Source organism: Thalassospira sp. MCCC 1A02898, assembly GCF_001618185.1.
Classification (GTDB): domain Bacteria; phylum Pseudomonadota; class Alphaproteobacteria; order Rhodospirillales; family Thalassospiraceae; genus Thalassospira; species Thalassospira tepidiphila.
Map to the genome: position 1 here is coordinate 246,228 of NZ_LPXK01000009.1, position 16,606 is coordinate 262,833.

General features: G+C 54.7%; 14 protein-coding genes. 7 read left to right on the forward strand and 7 right to left on the reverse strand.

Annotated elements, in window-relative coordinates; translation table 11 throughout:
- Nucleotides 1-62: 62 nt before the first annotated feature.
- From AUQ41_RS07850 to AUQ41_RS07870, 5 genes are all read right to left on the reverse strand, one after another.
- On the reverse strand, nt 63-794 hold the full coding sequence (locus tag AUQ41_RS07850) for an MBL fold metallo-hydrolase (protein ID WP_063087576.1): 732 nt from the start codon (nt 792-794) through the stop codon (nt 63-65).
- Nucleotides 791-1,903 (reverse strand): ABC transporter ATP-binding protein, encoded by a 1,113-nt coding sequence (locus AUQ41_RS21345; RefSeq protein WP_063087578.1) that lies wholly within the window; start codon nt 1,901-1,903, stop codon nt 791-793. Before AUQ41_RS21345 ends, AUQ41_RS07850 begins: the two co-directional genes overlap by 4 nt.
- Nucleotides 1,900-2,691: an ABC transporter permease gene (locus AUQ41_RS07860; protein WP_063087580.1), complete on the reverse strand. Its 792-nt coding sequence runs from the start codon at nt 2,689-2,691 to the stop codon at nt 1,900-1,902. The genes AUQ41_RS21345 and AUQ41_RS07860 overlap by 4 nt, the downstream gene beginning before the upstream one ends.
- Nucleotide 2,692: 1 nt before the next feature.
- The gene (locus AUQ41_RS07865; RefSeq protein WP_063087582.1) at nt 2,693-3,556 is read right to left on the reverse strand and encodes an ABC transporter permease; all 864 of its coding nucleotides are present in this window, start codon (nt 3,554-3,556) and stop codon (nt 2,693-2,695) included.
- 160 nt (nt 3,557-3,716) lie between these two features.
- Nucleotides 3,717-4,805, reverse strand: a complete 1,089-nt coding sequence (locus AUQ41_RS07870; protein WP_063087584.1) for a PotD/PotF family extracellular solute-binding protein — start codon at nt 4,803-4,805, stop codon at nt 3,717-3,719.
- 142 nt (nt 4,806-4,947) lie between these two features.
- Between AUQ41_RS07870 and AUQ41_RS07875 the strand changes: the two genes are divergently transcribed.
- From AUQ41_RS07875 to AUQ41_RS07905, 7 genes are all read left to right on the forward strand, one after another.
- Entirely contained in the window at nt 4,948-5,571 is a 624-nt protein-coding gene (locus AUQ41_RS07875; protein ID WP_063087586.1) for a TetR/AcrR family transcriptional regulator, read from the forward strand.
- 209 nt (nt 5,572-5,780) lie between these two features.
- Nucleotides 5,781-6,776, forward strand: a complete 996-nt coding sequence (locus AUQ41_RS07880) for an AraC family transcriptional regulator (protein ID WP_063087588.1) — start codon at nt 5,781-5,783, stop codon at nt 6,774-6,776.
- 82 nt (nt 6,777-6,858) lie between these two features.
- Nucleotides 6,859-7,707 (forward strand): MoxR family ATPase, encoded by an 849-nt coding sequence (locus tag AUQ41_RS07885; protein WP_063087590.1) that lies wholly within the window; start codon nt 6,859-6,861, stop codon nt 7,705-7,707.
- A gap of 5 nt (nt 7,708-7,712) precedes the next feature.
- Nucleotides 7,713-8,900, forward strand: a complete 1,188-nt coding sequence (locus tag AUQ41_RS07890; RefSeq protein ID WP_063087592.1) for a VWA domain-containing protein — start codon at nt 7,713-7,715, stop codon at nt 8,898-8,900.
- A gap of 125 nt (nt 8,901-9,025) precedes the next feature.
- Nucleotides 9,026-10,096 (forward strand): glycerophosphodiester phosphodiesterase, encoded by a 1,071-nt coding sequence (glpQ, locus tag AUQ41_RS07895; RefSeq protein ID WP_063087594.1) that lies wholly within the window; start codon nt 9,026-9,028, stop codon nt 10,094-10,096.
- 133 nt (nt 10,097-10,229) lie between these two features.
- A complete protein-coding gene (wrbA, locus tag AUQ41_RS07900; protein ID WP_063087596.1) occupies nt 10,230-10,832 on the forward strand; it encodes an NAD(P)H:quinone oxidoreductase in 603 nt (200 codons plus the stop codon).
- Nucleotides 10,833-11,008: 176 nt separating this feature from the next.
- Nucleotides 11,009-11,872, forward strand: a complete 864-nt coding sequence (locus AUQ41_RS07905) for a pirin family protein (RefSeq protein ID WP_063087598.1) — start codon at nt 11,009-11,011, stop codon at nt 11,870-11,872.
- A 113-nt stretch (nt 11,873-11,985) separates the two neighbouring features.
- Here AUQ41_RS07905 and AUQ41_RS07910 read toward each other — a convergent pair whose 3' ends face one another.
- Nucleotides 11,986-14,586 (reverse strand): tectonin domain-containing protein, encoded by a 2,601-nt coding sequence (locus AUQ41_RS07910; RefSeq protein ID WP_063087600.1) that lies wholly within the window; start codon nt 14,584-14,586, stop codon nt 11,986-11,988.
- 37 nt (nt 14,587-14,623) lie between these two features.
- Entirely contained in the window at nt 14,624-16,540 is a 1,917-nt protein-coding gene (locus tag AUQ41_RS07915; RefSeq protein WP_168173417.1) for a hypothetical protein, read from the reverse strand.
- Nucleotides 16,541-16,606: the final 66 nt, after the last annotated feature.

A 16,606-nucleotide genomic window follows, 5' to 3' on the forward strand; every position in this document is an offset into this window, starting at 1 on the left:
ATCATGTGTGTGGTTCGGGCCAGCGCATTATCCCTCGCACTGGTGACGCTGTTGGCGCGGTTTCAGGTTCGTTCCCTCAGCCAGTTTTTTATGATTTCCCGGTGGCGTTCGGCCCCGTAACTGGCGAAATGCCCGCCATGCACGACCCGGACTGGCAAACCATAAAGCCGTTCCATCGATCGAACATAGTCATCTGCATTTGCATGATAAGTGTCTTCGATCAAAGGTCCATCATAAACAATGTCGCCGGAAAACAGGATGCCGGTCGCCTTTTCCCAAAGCGCAATACCGCCCGGTGAATGGCCGGGTGTGTGAATGACCTCGAAATGGCGGTCGCCAAGGTCAATCACATCGCCGTCCTCGACAATCCGGGTGGCGGGTGCGGACTTGACGGCGTAAGTGGTCGAAGAATATGGCAACGGCGGGAGTTTCGTAAAAATCTCGTCGGTCACATAGGGATCAGCCAGCGTATTCTTGCGCGTGGGCGCGGCCAGAAGATCGGCTTCGCACCGGTGGCACACCCGGTTTTCAAATTCGTGGTGGCAGCCGATATGATCAAAGTGGGTGTGGCTGGCAACCGCCTGAACGCTGCGTTCGGTGACAAGCGGTACCCATTCGGTCAGCGACACAACCCCCATGCCACTATCGACCAGCATGTCGCCGTCGCGGCCGCGCACATGCCAGATGTTGCAGCGGTAAAATTCCTCGATAAACGGTTCGCCAATATAGGTGACGTCATCGCCGACGGTTTTCAGGCTATACCAGTCTTCGGGTTTGGCGCGGTCGATCGTCATAGGGCAGCACTTTCTGGCGTGGGGCGGGGCGGATGACCATGCAACACCACCACCGAGGTCGGATCAAGGGTCAGTTCAACCCATGCCCCCGGTTCGATGATGGCCGATTGCGGCATGTGGGCGGTGATCGTCATGTTGGGGTAATCAAGCGGGCTTAGATGGGCGCGATGATGGGTGCCAAAGAACGATCCATCTTCGACCCTGGCCTTGCCCAGCGTGATGCGCGGGCCGGTCCCGCTGCTGGCACGGAAGTGTTCCGGGCGAATGGCAAGGGTGACCGATGCGCCGGGGGCAAAGCCCCTGCATTCGAACTCTGGCAGTTCGACAGTGCCAAGCGATGTCTTGACGGAAATGGTGCTGTCGGTTGCGCTTTCAAATGTGCCGGGGATGAAATTGACTTCACCCATGAAGCTTGCGGTGAAAATCGTCTTGGGCTGCATATAGATGTTTTCGGGGCTGCCGAGATCTTCGATCCTGCCGGCATTCATCACAACGATCCGATCAGCAATCGCCATGGCTTCTTCCTGATCGTGGGTGACATGAACAAACGTCGTGCCAACCCGTTTTTGGATGGCTTTAAGCTCGTCCTGCATCTGACGACGGAGTTTGAGGTCGAGCGCCCCCAGCGGTTCATCAAGCAACAGTACATCCGGTTCGACCGCCAGCGCACGGGCAAGGGCAACGCGCTGGCGCTGCCCGCCCGAAAGTTCGTGCGGTTTCTTGTTGGCGGACGTTTTTAGCCCGACCATATCAAGCAGTTCTTCAGCCTTGGCGTGACGTTCGGCCTTGCCGACCTTGCGCATTTTAAGACCGAAGGCGACATTGTCGCGCAGGCTCATATGCGGGAACAGGGCGTAATCCTGAAACATCGTGGTGGTCGGGCGTTTGGCCGGTGCGACATCGCCCATATCCTTGCCATTGATTTCAATCGTGCCACTGGATGGCGACAGGAACCCGCCGAGCAGAGACAGCAAGGTGGTCTTGCCGCAGCCCGATGGGCCGAGCAGGACGATATATTCGCCCGCCGCGATTTCGAGGCTGATATCGTCAAGGGCGGTAAAGTCGCCAAAGATCTTGGTGGCGTTGCGGATGGAGACAGGGGCGGTCATTTCTTTGCCGTCCTTCTAAAGACAATCAATTCAAGAATAAGCAGCAGCGCAACCGAGACGAGGAAGACAACACTTCCGACCGCGTTGGTTTTCGGGTTCAGGCCCGAACGCAACATGCTCCAGATTTCAACCGGCAGGGTGACGTCAAAGCGCGACAGCAAGAATGCGATGATGAACTCATCCCAGCTAAACGTCACCGACAGGAAAAAGGCCGCAAGGATGGAGGGCATCAACATCGGGGCGGAGACCTGCGTCATCACCTGCCATTCGGCGGCACCAAGATCGCGGGCGGCCCGTTCGATGTTCTTCTGATGATCGCCCATGGATGCATAAATAATCGCAAAGCACAGCGGCAGATTGATCACCACATGCCCGATCCCGACAGTCCAAAGCGAGAGCGAAACACCCAGCCAGTTAAAGGTGGTCAGCAAGCCCAGTGCAATGATCAGGTAACTGACCGTCATCGGCGCAATCAGAAGGCCACGCTGAAGACGCGATGCTGGCAAGACAAATCGCGCCAGCCCATAGGCCGCACAGAAACCAAGCACGCAGGCAACCGTGGCCGAGCCGATGGCAACCATCAGGGAGTTGGTCAGGGCCGACATCAGGCGACTGTCAGAAAAGACCTCGCCATACCATTTAAGGGTCGCGCCGTTAAACGGCGGAACCGGCAGGCGGCCGTCCTGAAATGAAAACAGGACAAGGACCGCCACAGGTAAAAAGATGAAGCCATAAAGTGCGATCAGATAGGACCAGGATAGCAGTTTGGAAAAGCGTGAAGAGATCATTTTACGTTCTCTCCATCTTGAGCCAGCGGGCACAGGCAATATAGGCCAGTGTCACCACAACCATCAGAATGATCGATAGGGTCGCGGCCATCGGGAAATCTGCCCGGCGGCCCAGTTGCAGCATGATGACTTGCGGCAGGGCGAGTTCGTTATTGCCGCCCAATATCTGCGGGGTGATGTAGTCACCGATACACAGCACAAAGGTCAGGAACGCACCGACCATGATGCCCGGCAACGTAAGCGGTAACACCACATGCCAGAACACCTGAAACCCGTTTGCACCAAGATCGGCGGCGGCGCGTCGATAGTTCGGCGGCATCTGCACCAGATTGGCATAGATCGTCAGGGTCAATAGCATGACAAAGAAATGCACAAACCCGATGACGGTAGCACTTCGCGTGCTGGCCAGTTCGAGCGGTTCGGAAATTACCCCCAAATAGACTAGAGTGTTATTGATCACGCCGTTTTGTGCCAATACCAGAAGCCAGGAATAGGATCGCACCACATAGCTTGTCCAGAATGGCAGGATCGCCATGATCAGCGCCATACGCTGCCATTTCTGGGGCACACGTTCGGCAATGATCCAAGCCAGCGGATAGGCAAGGATCACGGAAATGATCGTGACCGTGAAGGTGATTTCAAGCGAGACAAAAAGCCCCTTAAGCAAATGGGCCTTTTCAAAGAATTCGATGTAATTGTCGAAATTCCACGCCATGACGATTTCGCGCCCCTTGCGGGTCGCAAGGCTGATCGCGGCCATGACGACAAATGGAATAACGAAAAACGCGACGGTCCACAGTAGGGCCGGGGTTACAAAGCCCCATGCGCGGCGATTTTCGCGTGTTTCAAGGCTGGCAGTGGCCATAACGGTATCCTTTTAGCAAACCGGCCCGCTTGGATGGGGGGATGGTTGCTTGTAACTCGCTTGGGATGGTGGGCGCCGTTGGGGTCAGCTTACCGCAAGTTTGGCACCGATGCCCCGCAAAAAGCGGGACATCGGCCGGTGGCAGTAGACAAGGGATTGCTTACTGCTGGAGCATCTCGACCCAGGCATCCTGCATCTCGGCATCGAGATCGGCATCCGGGATCGGGTAAAGCTGCGAGTTTTTGAGGTAGCCTTCCTGATCATCCCAGCGAAGTGCCGCTTTCTGGGCATCGGTCAGGTTTTCGCCCGCCTTGGCGTTGGCTGGCATCCCCCAATAGCACGAAGAGGTCGCAAGACGCGCCTGGCCTTCGGGGCTCATGATGTATTGAACGAATTTAAGCGCAAGGTCAGGCTTTTCAGAATCCTTCATCACCCCGATCGACTGTGCCCAGCGAAGGCCACCCTGTTTGGGGATGATCCAGTCAAGGTTCGGCTTTTCTTCGGAAAGCACCGCCGTGATCCATTCACCGCCACCAACAAGGATATCGACCTCACCGGTTGCGAGCGCAGTCTGGGAAGACACAACTTCACCAACCTGTTTGGAGACCTTTTTCATCGCAAACAGCTTTTCCTTGATCGCGGGCATGTCGTCTGCGCCAAGATCAGCCGTATCAATGCCAAGACCCAGCCCCACAAGGCCGATCACCGGCAGGTAATAGTCATAAACCGCGATGCGGCCAGCATATTTGTCCGACCAGATCACCGACATGTCTTCCATGTCCTTGGGATCAACCTTGGTCTTGTCGAACGAAATGGTGTTGTAGCCGAACTTCTCGGTGACGGCATAGGTCTTGCCATCCACCACGTTGTTTTCAGCCATTACGACCTCGGGGAAGATATCGGATGTTGGCAGGGCATCGACCGGGATTTCGGCCAGAACGCCCATTTCGACCGCGCGATGGACATCAACACCGTCAATTACAAACACATCCCAGTCACCGGGACGGGATTGTTCAATGATCGAAAGACCGGCACCGGTGCCTTCATATTCCTTGAGATTGACTTTGACGTCGTACTCTTTCTCAAACGGCTCGATCAGGGCCGGATCGGTATGGTCGCACCAGACAAGGGCATTGAGCTCTTCGGTTGCTTGTGCGGTTTGCGCCATGGCAACAGCGCCCAGAATAAAGGTCGCAGTGCTACTCAGAAACTTGTTGCGGGTCTTCCCCGTAGAGACGTGACGAGACATAGGCTCTCCCTGATTTCATAGTTGAGGCCTCCCTTGAATTGGGTTTTTCGGCGCTTATCCGGCACCGTTGAAAAAATATTGAACGCGTTCATTTTTTGAGTCAATGTTAATTTTGAACCCGTTCAGTTTTTCCGGAGTGACGATGTCAGGACTGCGCGCCCAAAAGAAAGCCGATAAAAACCGCCGTATTCTGGAGGCGGCGACGACGCTGTTTCGCAAAGTCGGATATGACAGTGCGCGCATCGAAGACATTGCCGAAATGGCCGGTGTGTCTGTCGGGACGTTTTATAACTACTTCAAAAACAAGGGCGATATGCTGATGGCCACGGTCTCGATGGAAGTCGAGGAAGTGCTGGCAGCGGGGGATGCCATCATCGCGCGCGAGCATGAGGATGTCGCCACGGCCTTGTCCGAACTGATCGGGAAATATTACGACCACTCCCTGACATATCTGTCCAAGGAGATGTGGCGCACGGCGATGTCACTGTCGATTGCGCAGCCCGAAACACCGTTTTCCCAGCGCTACACAGCGCTTGATCATCGGCTGTCCAAACAGGTCTGCGATCTGATTCGCGCCTTGCAGGATCGCGGTGTCGTGCGCAAGGATGTCGATTGCGATGCCACAGGCGAGCTGATCTTTAACAACGTGAACATGATGTTCATCGAGTTTGTCAAAGACGAGGAGATGGACGTCGATGGCCTGAAGTCCAGCGTGGCACGGCAGAATGCCCCGCTGGCATTGCTGATGTCTGGTGATGCTGCCTGAAGCTTAGCAGTCTGGCTCAGAAAACAACGTCCTGATCACACCGATCATTCGTCTGACAAGACGCTTGTGGAGCCATGCGAAGTTCGACTTGAGGTGCGCGCTGTCACAGACAACCCATTGATTCCATGATATCAAAGACAAAATGCTGTTGATCACGTCGGCGGATGATCGCATCGACAGTCGGGCAAAAATAGTGGAACGGGCAGAGTATGCAGGAGACCGGTCAGAGCGCGGACGACGCGTTTGATATGTTTTCGGATCGGGACAGCGCAGACGGTATCGGTGAGCTCAGGCTTGCCGATGGTGACCTGTTTGAATTGCCCGGTGTGACCGGGCGTCTGGAACGGATCGATTTCGGTAACGGCATCTGTTTGCACCGCGCGGAATTGAATGTCCGCGAGGATTCCAGATTTGATGTTCAAAACGCTTTGCCGCCGGGCTGGCTCGCCGGATCTGTCAATATTCTCGGCGACCTTGATTTTGATTGCCCGGATGGCAGCAAACACACCATGTCGCCCGAGATTGGATTGATGATGCGCGTCGACCGGCCCGGGACGCGCTATTTTCTGCCCGGTGGACAAGTGATCCGCCATGCGGGCGTTACCATTGAACTTGATGCGCTTCGTGCCAAGTTTGGCGATGATCTGCCCGCAGCACTTGATCCCTATCTGTCTGATGATCAAAGCGTGATTGAAGTCAGGGCGCTTGGGCTTAATAACAAGATCAGAAGCATTGTCAGTGCGATGTTCTCCGCCCAAGCGACCAGCGTTGGACGCAAGTTCAAGCTTGAAGGTTTATCAACCCTGTTTCTGGCCGAGATGATTGATGCCTATTGCCTGCTGCATCACGATGGCGAAAAGACGCCGGAACCAAGCGTTCTTGAAAAGACGGTGATCGAAGACGCGATTGCCAAAATCACTTGCGATCTGGCGGCCGCAGTATCGGTTGCGCAGTTGGCAGATGCGGGTGGCATGACCGAAAGCCGGCTTAACAACCTATTCAAGCTTGAGACGGGCAAAAGCTGTGCGGACTTTATCCGCTCCAAGCGGATGGAGCGCGCCCGGGAATTGCTGGCATCGCGTGATTTCAACGTGAAGCAGGTCGCAGCAGCGGTTGGCTTTAACCATGTCAGCAACTTTTCGCGGTCCTATCGCGACTGGTATGGCGAAAGTCCTGCTCAGGCACTCAAGCGCAATGGCACATAAGCTGTGCGGTGTTTGTTCCCTTGCTCAAATCAGTTGGACGCCCTAGGTTAACGCAAACGTCAACTTGTGTTGCAGGGCAAAAATGAAGTTTCAGGGTACGGAAAATTACGTCGCGACCGAAGATCTGATGGTGGCGGTCAATGCCGCGATCACGTTGCAGCGACCGCTTCTGGTCAAGGGCGAACCGGGCACGGGCAAGACGGTGCTGGCCGAAGAAATCGCCAAGTCGCTTGGCAAGAAACTGATTACCTGGTCGATCAAATCTACAACGCGCGCCCAACAGGGCCTTTATGAATATGATGCGGTTTCGCGCCTGCGCGACAGTCAGCTGGGTGATGAGCGTGTCCATGACATCGGCAATTACATCGTCAAGGGCAAGCTGTGGGAGGCGTTCGAGGCAGATGGCGACGCGCCCGTCCTTCTGATTGATGAAATCGACAAGGCCGATATCGAGTTCCCCAATGACCTGCTTCAGGAACTCGACCGGATGGAGTTCTTCGTTTACGAGACCCAGCAGATGGTCAAAGCCACCAACCGCCCGATTGTGATCATCACCTCAAACAATGAAAAGGAACTGCCAGACGCGTTCCTGCGGCGTTGTTTCTTCCATTACATCCGCTTCCCGGATGCAGACACCATGGCGGAGATCATCGAGGTGCATTACCCCGGAATCCAGAAACGTCTGGTCGCCGAGGCATTGAACCTTTTCTATGACATGCGTGACGTTTCAGGCCTTAAGAAAAAGCCGTCAACCTCCGAGCTTCTGGATTGGTTGAAGCTTTTGATGGCCGAAGACCTGCCGCCCGAGGCGCTTCGCGCCAAGGATGCCAAAACCGCCGTGCCGCCGATGCATGGTGCGTTGCTGAAAAACGAGCAGGACGTGCATCTGTTTGAACGGTTGGCGTTTATGGCACGGCGCGAAGGGCGTTAATCCCGATGTTCACCGGCTTTTTCTATAAGCTGAAAGATGCGCGCGTGCCGGTCAGTTTGCGCGAATATTTGACATTGCTTGAGGCGGTGGAAAAAGGTCTGGCCGGATATTCGGTGGAGGATTTCTATTATCTGGCGCGGTCCGCGCTGGTGAAGGATGAACGCCACCTTGATAAGTTTGATCGCGTGTTTTCCGAGCATTTCAAAGGTGTGATTGACCTTGCCGAGGGAATGGACGAGGTCGAGAAGACTGAAATTCCCGAAGAGTGGCTGCGCAAGCTTGCCGAGAAATTCCTGACCGAAGAAGAAAAGGCCGAGATCGAAGCCCTTGGCGGTTGGGAAAAACTGATGGAGACGCTTAAACAGCGTCTGGAAGACCAAAAGGGCCGTCATCAGGGCGGCAACAAATGGATCGGGACAGCCGGGACATCGCCGTTTGGCGCTTATGGCTATAACCCCGAAGGGGTGCGGATCGGGCAGGATAAATCCCGCCATCGTCGGGCGGTCAAGGTCTGGGATAAACGCGAATTCAAGAACCTTGATGACAGTGTCGAAATCGGCACGCGCAACATCAAGGTCGCCCTGCGTCGTCTGCGCAAATGGGCGCGGACCGGGGCGGCAGATGAGCTTGATCTGCCGGGCACGATTACATCAACTGCCCGCCAAGGCTGGCTTGATGTTCAGATGCGCCCTGAACGCCATAACGCGGTCAAGGTCTTGATGCTGTTTGATGTTGGTGGATCAATGGATGATCACATCAAGGTCTGTGAAGAACTGTTTTCGGCGGTGAAAAGCGAATTCAAGCATCTTGAATATTACTACTTCCACAATTGCCCCTATGAAGGGCTTTGGAAAGATAATGCGCGGCGCTGGAACGAACAGGTATCGACGTGGGATGTGATCAATACCTATGGCGCGGATTACAAGCTGGTGATTGTCGGCGATGCCACCATGAGCCCCTATGAAATCACCTATCCGGGCGGGGCGGTGGAATACTGGAATGCCGAGGCAGGGGCCGTTTGGATGCAGCGATTGCTGGATCATTTCGAACATGCCGCCTGGATCAATCCGCAACCGGAAAACTGGTGGCGGCACCATCAATCGATCCAGATCATGCACAAGCTGATGGAAGGGCGGATGTTTCCGCTGACCCTTGATGGTCTTGATCGCATGACCGGGGAACTTAACCGCTAGGGCTGCGTTCTTTGCTGTAACAGTTTCATGAAGATTGCACCCAAGACGCGGTGACGCGTTTTTGTGCAGCCAATCCGCGCCTATAGTCCTTGATCATAAAAGGACACTGGATAAGGATACCCGGGATGCTGATACGCAAAATGATCAAGTCGACCTTGCTGGCGATTGGCGGGCTTGCCGCCGTCACGTTGATGCCTGTTACAGCTGCGATCAATTCGGCCGATGCGCAGGCACTTGATCAGGAAATGGTGGTGATCGCCCATCGCGGGGCTTCGGGCTATTTGCCCGAACATACCCTGCCAGCCAAGGCATTGGCCTATGGCATGGGGGCGGATTTCATCGAACAGGATGTTGTTCTGTCCAAGGACGGCGTTCCGGTCGTCCTGCACGATATCCACATTGATACCACCACCGATGTTGCGGAAAAATTCCCGGATCGCAAACGTGAAGACGGGCGGTACTACGCAATTGATTTCACCCTTGCCGAACTTAAAACACTTAATGTCACCGAACGGTTCAAGGCCGATACCGGCAAACAGGTCTATGCGGATCGCTTTCCGGCTGAGTTTGCCATCTTCAAGATCCCGACCCTTGAAGAAGAAATTAAACTGATCCGCGGACTGAACCACTCCACCGGGCGCAATGTTGGCATCTATCCGGAAATCAAGGACCCGGCATTTCATCGTGCGGAAGGCCAGGACATCGCCAAAACCGTGATCGCGGTGATGGAGAAGTGGGGGTATAATAACCCGGACTCAAATGCCTTTGTGCAGTGCTTTGACTGGTCTGAAACCAAGCGTATCCGTCAAGAGCTTAACTACCAGGGCAAGCTGGTGCAGCTTATCGGTGAAAACCGCTGGGGCGCGCCAGAGGGAACCGATTACGATTATCTGAAATCTGACGAAGGCATCACCGACATGGCCAGTGTCGTTGATGGCATCGGGCCGTGGTTGCCGCAAGTTATTGAAGGCTTGAGCGAAAACGGCACGGCGATCATGACGCCAACCCTGATTGCCGCCCAGCGCGCGCAATTGAAGGTTCATCCTTATACCCTGCGCGCCGATCAGTTGCCGAAATGGGCGGGGGATATGCAGATCGCGCTCAAGGCGATTTTTGATGATGCCGGAATTGATGGCATTTTCACCGATTTCCCTGATCAGGTCGTGCAGTATCTGGCCCGGAATCCCGATGCTTAATCCCGATGCTTAATCCCGATGCCTGATCGGGTTCGCATCCGATAACGAACAGACTGTTTCCAAGCTGGCCGTTATCAGGGGTGCATTCTTAAGTCACTATGCAAGCCGACGAAATTCAACCAAGGAGGATGACGTGGCGAAAGTACTGGTACTTTATTATTCGATGTATGGTCATATCGAAACCATGGCCAACGCCGTTGCCGAAGGCGCACGCGGTGTTTCCGGGACGCATGTTGATGTCAAACGTGTTCCTGAAACCATGCCCGAAGACGTCGCAAAGGGCGCAGGTGCCAAGCTTGATCAGGCTGCCCCGGTTGCCGAGGTTTCCGATCTTCCGGAATATGACGCGATCATCTTTGGTGTGCCGACCCGCTTTGGCAACATGCCAGGCCAGATGCGGACCTTCCTTGACCAGACCGGCGGTCTTTGGGCCGAAGGCAAATTGATCGGCAAGATCGGTTCTGTCTTTACCTCGACCGGCACCCAGCATGGTGGTCATGAAACCACCATCACCTCGACCCATACCACCTTGCTTCATCAGGGTATGGTGATTGTCGGTGTGCCTTACAGCTGTGCTGGCCTGACCAATATGGACGAAATCACAGGTGGTTCGCCTTATGGTGCCGGTACGCTTGCTGGTGCCGATGGTTCGCGTACACCCTCCCAGAACGAGCTTGATATCGCCAAGTTCCAGGGCAAGCACGTGGCAGAACTTGCCGCCAAACTTGCAGTCTGATTTTCAAGTCGTCTGATCTAATCAAGGCAGTGCAGGGTTCTTGCGCTGCCTTTTTTGTTGCGATTTGATAAACAATCAGGTGCCTGATTGGGCCTTGTTTGGCGACAGTTTTGTGCGACCATGCGGGGTATGAAATGTTGTCTGGCAAGAATGCCGACAGGCAGAGGAGTTTTGAAATGTCTGAGTCTGTGAAAAACGCACGCGGTGTTGAACGTGTCTTGCGCGCGATGGATACATCCGACGGTGCGGGCGTGTCGCTGCGACGGTCTATCGGGACGCCGCAGCTTGATATGCTTGACCCGTTCCTGATGCTTGATTCACTTTCGACCGACAACCCGGACGAATATATCGCAGGCTTCCCGGAACATCCCCATCGTGGCTTTGAAACCGTGACCTATATGGTCGAAGGGGCGATGCGCCATCAGGACAGCATGGGTAATGAGGGCATTTTGCGTTCGGGCGGTGGACAGTGGATGACCGCCGGTAGCGGGATTGTGCACTCCGAAACGCCTGAACAGGAAAACGGTCTTTTGCAGGGGTTCCAGCTTTGGATCAATCTGCCAGCCAAGGACAAGATGATCGATCCGCGCTACCAGAATATGGAGCCAGATGAACTGCCGGAAATTTCCCCGGTGGATGGGGCGCAGTTGCGCCTTCTGGCTGGTTCGATGCATGGCGCAACCGGCCCGATCAACGGTATTTCGACCGACCCGGTCTTTGTTGATGCCAAACTTGATGCCGGTGCGGAAATCACCGTCCCGCTGCCCGAAGGCCACACGGCGGTGGTGTATGTCTTTATCGGCGATGCAATTGTTGGCGGCAAAGATGTGCCGACCCATCATCTGGCAATTTTGAAAGACGGTGATGGTGTGACCCTTAAAGGCGGTGCCGATGGTGGTCGGATGCTGGTGATTGCCGCACGTCCAATCCATGAAGAGGTCGTGCGCTATGGCCCGTTTGTCATGAGCAGCAAGCAGGAACTGATGCAGGCCTTTGACGATTACCAGCGTGGCAATTTTGTCCGCAAGGCCGCGTCCTGACGCCAGAGACCTGATAAAATACGATCTGGACGATCCGGTAAAACGCCCTGAGCCACATGAATGGTCAGGGCGTTTTTCATTTCATTTCGTGATGAATGCGAAGCGAATGAAACCTAATCCTTGGCGCGTTTAACGTCGGTACCGGAACTGGTATTCGTGATCCAGGGACGGCCATCTGACAACACATCGACCATGTTGGCAGTTACGTTGTTAACCTTGTCAAAAGAACCGTTTGTCGCATTCCATTTTTTCAAAGCGTATGCACTGTTTTCGAATACGGTGACATAGACACTGCCATCCGTCCCGGCACCTATGTCTTCGACGGTTACGCTTTGACCCAACGGGCGGTTTTCAAACCTTGTGCCGGTGTATTGCTGAACAATGTTATTGTTGTCCGCGATCCACAAATCACCTGCACGGCCAATAGCCACCTTGCGCACGTCGTCATTGCTGAATTTGGCAAAGGCATTGGTTCCGGGTTTAAGGTGATAAAGCTTGCCGCTGATGACGACATGAACCGTGCCATCCGGACCAATCGATATATTTTGAATGTTGCCCGACGTTACCGAATAGGTCCGCTGGATCGTGCCCGTTGAGGACAGCTTATAGATCGAGTTCGAACTGTTTCCGTTTGTCCAGATGCTGCCATCAGTCGCAACATCAAACTTCTCGACATCCTGATTAAAGGACAGGGAGACTTGTTCGAGCTTCTTGGTCTTGGTGTTGAACTTCTGGAACTGGTTTGCTCCCTGATTTAAGGGCGTGCCATACAGGTAGAAACCATCATCTTGTCCGACGGCAATTTCATCAATGGTATTGAGGTCGGCGGTGAATGTTTCAAAAGTTATGTTTTTTGAAAACGTAAACGCGCTTGGGGATGTAACATCCACAACCGCCGCGGTATCGCCACTGCCTGTGGTATCCCCGACGGTCGAGGCCGCAACAAGACGATCATTCTGTTCGTCACGCTCAAAGAACTTTGATGCAAGCACAACAGTGTCAGTTGTAACAACCCAGGGAAAGCCATTGGGGCCGACCGCGACACTTTCCGGGCTATGACCCGGCGTTTGAACGACTTCAAAGGTTTTGCCATCTGCGCCCAAACGCATCAGGAATTGATTGGCGGAAACGATATAAACGCTGCCATCCGGACCGATCGAGATGCTTTTGGCCTTTTGCGATAACACCTCGCACGGTGATTGTTCGCACCGCTGGACAAGGTTGTCAGACCGAATTGTCCATGGGGTTCCGTCCGGGTCGACTGCAACCAAGATGCCCTGACCGGGAATGCGATCAAACCGCGTCATGGCGTCATTAAGTTTGGACAGGCTTCCGCTGGCATCGGCAATGACAACCGATCCATCCCCGCCAATCGCAATGTCTGAGCCGGTTGCACCGGGGATTTGCTTCCACAGTTTTCCGGTATGACGGAATACCCGGCCCAAGGTGGAAATGCCCCAAGGGTCGCCATTTGCATCAACGGCCAAACGCACCAGTGTTCCCGGAAAATCTTCAAACCTTTTGCGGCTGTTGGACCAGCGGAAAACACTTCCGGCCGCGTTCAAAGCAAACACACTTCCATCCCGACCAACTGCCAAAGCCGTAGCGTTCTCGCGGGTGTTGGTAAAAGTAATGTCGTCGGTCGTCGTTACCGTCGTCGGATCAAGACCGGCATCGTCCCCGGTGGACGGAGCCACGGTTCGGCTGGTGCCTTGCGCACCTGCATCTGTAGTTGGTGTGACAGGTGACGCGGTTGCGCCAGTTGCCACCGCGACTGGTGCGGTTGATGGTGCTGCTTGTGCTGCGGGTGGTGCAACAGCTGCTGCTGGTGGCAGGGGCGGGGCTGTAACATCCGGGGCAATTGCCGCTGGCGCACTATCAACAGGGGCGACGGCATCGGGCGCGCGAATTTCCGGTGCCCGGCCTTCTTCGGTTTTGATTTTTTCCGGTGCAACCAGCAATGTCGTTGCCATGATGGCACCACCGGCGACAACCGCCCACGGCCCACCATCTGGTGTGGCGGCGGTGGCTGTCGCACCACTGATGCCGGCGACAATACGCCAACTGCGTTGTGTTGCATTCCAGGTCCTGATCTGACCTTCGGCATCAACAATTACAACCGTACCGTTACCGGCAATGGCAATGTCGAGGGCACGACCGGGCATGGTGGTCCAGGTCTTTCCGTCATAGGACCGAATGCCGCCATCGCGCGCCACCGCCCATGGATTTCCCGTCCTGTCGAGTGCAATGCGATACGCATTGCCGTCGATTGGCCGCCATTCACTGCGCAACGGATACCATTTTTTGATTTCGCCACTGACTTTGGCAATAAAGACATTGCCAAGCGTATCGGCCGCAACATCGGCAACGTCGGTGTCCTTGTTTTCCCACCACAGCCCGTTATAGCGATAGACCACGCCGTCGGCGCTGATTGCCCAAGGGCGGTTTCCCTCGGCTGCGGAAATGCGCACAAAATTGCCCGACATTTTGCGCCAACGCTGTTCTATCGCGTCCCAGCGCCACGGTGTGCCATCCGGGGCAACGGCATAGGCCTGCCCGTCACTGTTGATCGAGATATCAACAGCCGTGCCGGGCAAACGGGTCCAGTTTGATGATGGGGCGCTACCTTGCGCGTGTGCGCCGGTGATCGGATGAACTGTCGTAAAGGCAACACAGTACAAAACCAAACAGAACCGCATGATGAGCGGTGTCATTGGACGACTTCGCATCGCAGTCTCCGAATACAAAAAGCTATAGACCAAGCAACCGGTCACGCACCATCGCGATATGTTGCTGGCCATTTTCGTCGTTCTGCCAAGACTGAATTTTCACATCTCCATTCCTGAACTCTTCGAAGAATTCGCGCCCCTGAAGCTTTTCAATGACTTCGCTGAAGGTTGCGCGCGGCGTAAACCAATCCTTGTGACGGTTTTCCAAGCGTTCAATGTCCCGTTCAAGATCCGACATTTCTTCGATCATGACGTCACGGTCTTCCTGAGCCCGACGGGCATAAAGCGGACGGCGTGGCGTCATCAGGATCAATACAGATCGTTCGAACTGGCGTTCAATGCGCTGTGAGAACAACAAATTGACAATCGGTATATCCATCAAGCCCGGTACGCCATCGGCTGATTTGGATGTTTCGCGTTCGCTGAGACCACCCAAAACAAGCGTTTCGCCAAACTTCATGGTGACGGTCGAATTGACATTGGTTTTGGTGGTATCGAGACGGAATTCAAACACAACCGAATTCGACGGGTCGGTCAGGAAGGTACGTTCCGCAACCACGTGCAATCGGATCATGTCATCGGGCAGTATTTCCGGCGTGACAGCCAGTTTGACACCAACCTCTTTTTGCACCGAAACACTGTCGCCATTGCCGCCGGAAACGGCAGCTGCCAAAATTTCAGTACCCGAAAAGAATTCTGACGTTTGCCCGGTCTGGGCCACCAAGCTCGGTTTGGCCAGAACCTGATTGTCGGCATCGGCGGAGTTGGCAATATTGAGCGAATACGTCACCGCAGGAATGCTGATTGCGCGGGTAATTGTTTGCGTACTTTGTTCCAGCCCGGTGTTCAGATAATCCTTGGTCCGTGTGGACTCATAGCCAAATCCGGACGTTCCGCTGAGCGGGTCGCCGAACTGTAACTGCAACCCGTTCAACAGGTTGATGCCACGCGAATTACGGACATCTTCCTGTGTGCCGATCAGGACCACATCCACGACCACCATGCCGGTATCTGCAAAGCCCTGTTGTGCAGGGTTTGCCGCACCATATGGATCCTGCTGCTGAGTGGCATAGGGATCCGGGGCTGCTGCTGCGCCGTAAGGATTGCTGGAAGCGTAAGGATCTTGGGCGCCGTATGGATTTGCCGAGCCATAAGGATCACTGCTGCCATAGGGATCATTTCCATACTGCGCCAGCATGACTTTGGCATCACTGTCATAAAACGACTGCCATCCTTGGACACGGCGTTCGAGATATTCGATGTTTTCCGGTCCCAGAACTGCCTTGCGATAGGCTGCCAAAAATGCCGACGCGCCTGTTCGGTCGTCCATTGCCGCCAAAGACAATGCCGCAGCTTTGAGTACTTCGGGCTGTTGTTTGGCCTCGGGTGCCACATCCATCAGACGTTTTAACGCGGCTTCCGCGGTTAGGGGATCACGCGCGTAATATGACGCCGAAGCCAGACTATACAGTACCGCCGGGTCATCACCGCGATGAAGGGCGACCGCGGCAAAATAGGCTTGCGCAAGGCCATAGCGCCGTTGGTCCATATACAAAAGACCCAACTGGTAGCTGGCCGACAGGTTGCCCGGATCGAATTTAAGCGCCTGTTTGTAGCCTTGCTCTGCCAGATCAAACTTGCTGGCGTCGCCCTGTACCCCCATCAGGTGGTAGGTCAAGCCATTGAGAAACTGCAAGTCCGGATTGGTAACATCAAGCTTCAAGGCCAGATTGATCAAGCGGGATGCTTCATCCATTTTCTGGGCTTCCAGGGCCAGATTACTTGCGTTCACCAGTTCCGAAACAGCATCCGCCTCGACCCCGGAATTAACAACAAACTGATTGTCCGGCTTTGTCTGTGCGTTGTTTAAACCCACCGTCTGGCACCCGGCCAAAGTCACCAAGGCACAAACCGCAACCGTGCTGCGAAGAGACGTCATAAACAACCGCATCAAATACCTATTCCTGATGTTTCTTGTGCACGCTAGGTGCATAAATTCGGCGTG

Excerpts from the sequence above, each read along its gene's own strand:
- AUQ41_RS07850 (WP_063087576.1), bottom strand. The coding sequence starts at position 794 with ATGACGATCGACCGCGCCAAACCCGAAGACTGGTATAGCCTGAAAACC.
- AUQ41_RS21345 (WP_063087578.1), bottom strand. The coding sequence starts at position 1,903 with ATGACCGCCCCTGTCTCCATCCGCAACGCCACCAAGATCTTTGGCGAC.
- AUQ41_RS07860 (WP_063087580.1), bottom strand. The coding sequence starts at position 2,691 with ATGATCTCTTCACGCTTTTCCAAACTGCTATCCTGGTCCTATCTGATC.
- AUQ41_RS07865 (WP_063087582.1), bottom strand. The coding sequence starts at position 3,556 with ATGGCCACTGCCAGCCTTGAAACACGCGAAAATCGCCGCGCATGGGGC.
- AUQ41_RS07870 (WP_063087584.1), bottom strand. The coding sequence starts at position 4,805 with ATGTCTCGTCACGTCTCTACGGGGAAGACCCGCAACAAGTTTCTGAGT.
- AUQ41_RS07875 (WP_063087586.1), top strand. The coding sequence starts at position 4,948 with ATGTCAGGACTGCGCGCCCAAAAGAAAGCCGATAAAAACCGCCGTATT.
- AUQ41_RS07880 (WP_063087588.1), top strand. The coding sequence starts at position 5,781 with ATGCAGGAGACCGGTCAGAGCGCGGACGACGCGTTTGATATGTTTTCG.
- AUQ41_RS07885 (WP_063087590.1), top strand. The coding sequence starts at position 6,859 with ATGAAGTTTCAGGGTACGGAAAATTACGTCGCGACCGAAGATCTGATG.
- AUQ41_RS07890 (WP_063087592.1), top strand. The coding sequence starts at position 7,713 with ATGTTCACCGGCTTTTTCTATAAGCTGAAAGATGCGCGCGTGCCGGTC.
- glpQ (WP_063087594.1), top strand. The coding sequence starts at position 9,026 with ATGCTGATACGCAAAATGATCAAGTCGACCTTGCTGGCGATTGGCGGG.
- AUQ41_RS07905 (WP_063087598.1), top strand. The coding sequence starts at position 11,009 with ATGTCTGAGTCTGTGAAAAACGCACGCGGTGTTGAACGTGTCTTGCGC.
- AUQ41_RS07910 (WP_063087600.1), bottom strand. The coding sequence starts at position 14,586 with ATGACACCGCTCATCATGCGGTTCTGTTTGGTTTTGTACTGTGTTGCC.
- AUQ41_RS07915 (WP_168173417.1), bottom strand. The coding sequence starts at position 16,540 with ATGACGTCTCTTCGCAGCACGGTTGCGGTTTGTGCCTTGGTGACTTTG.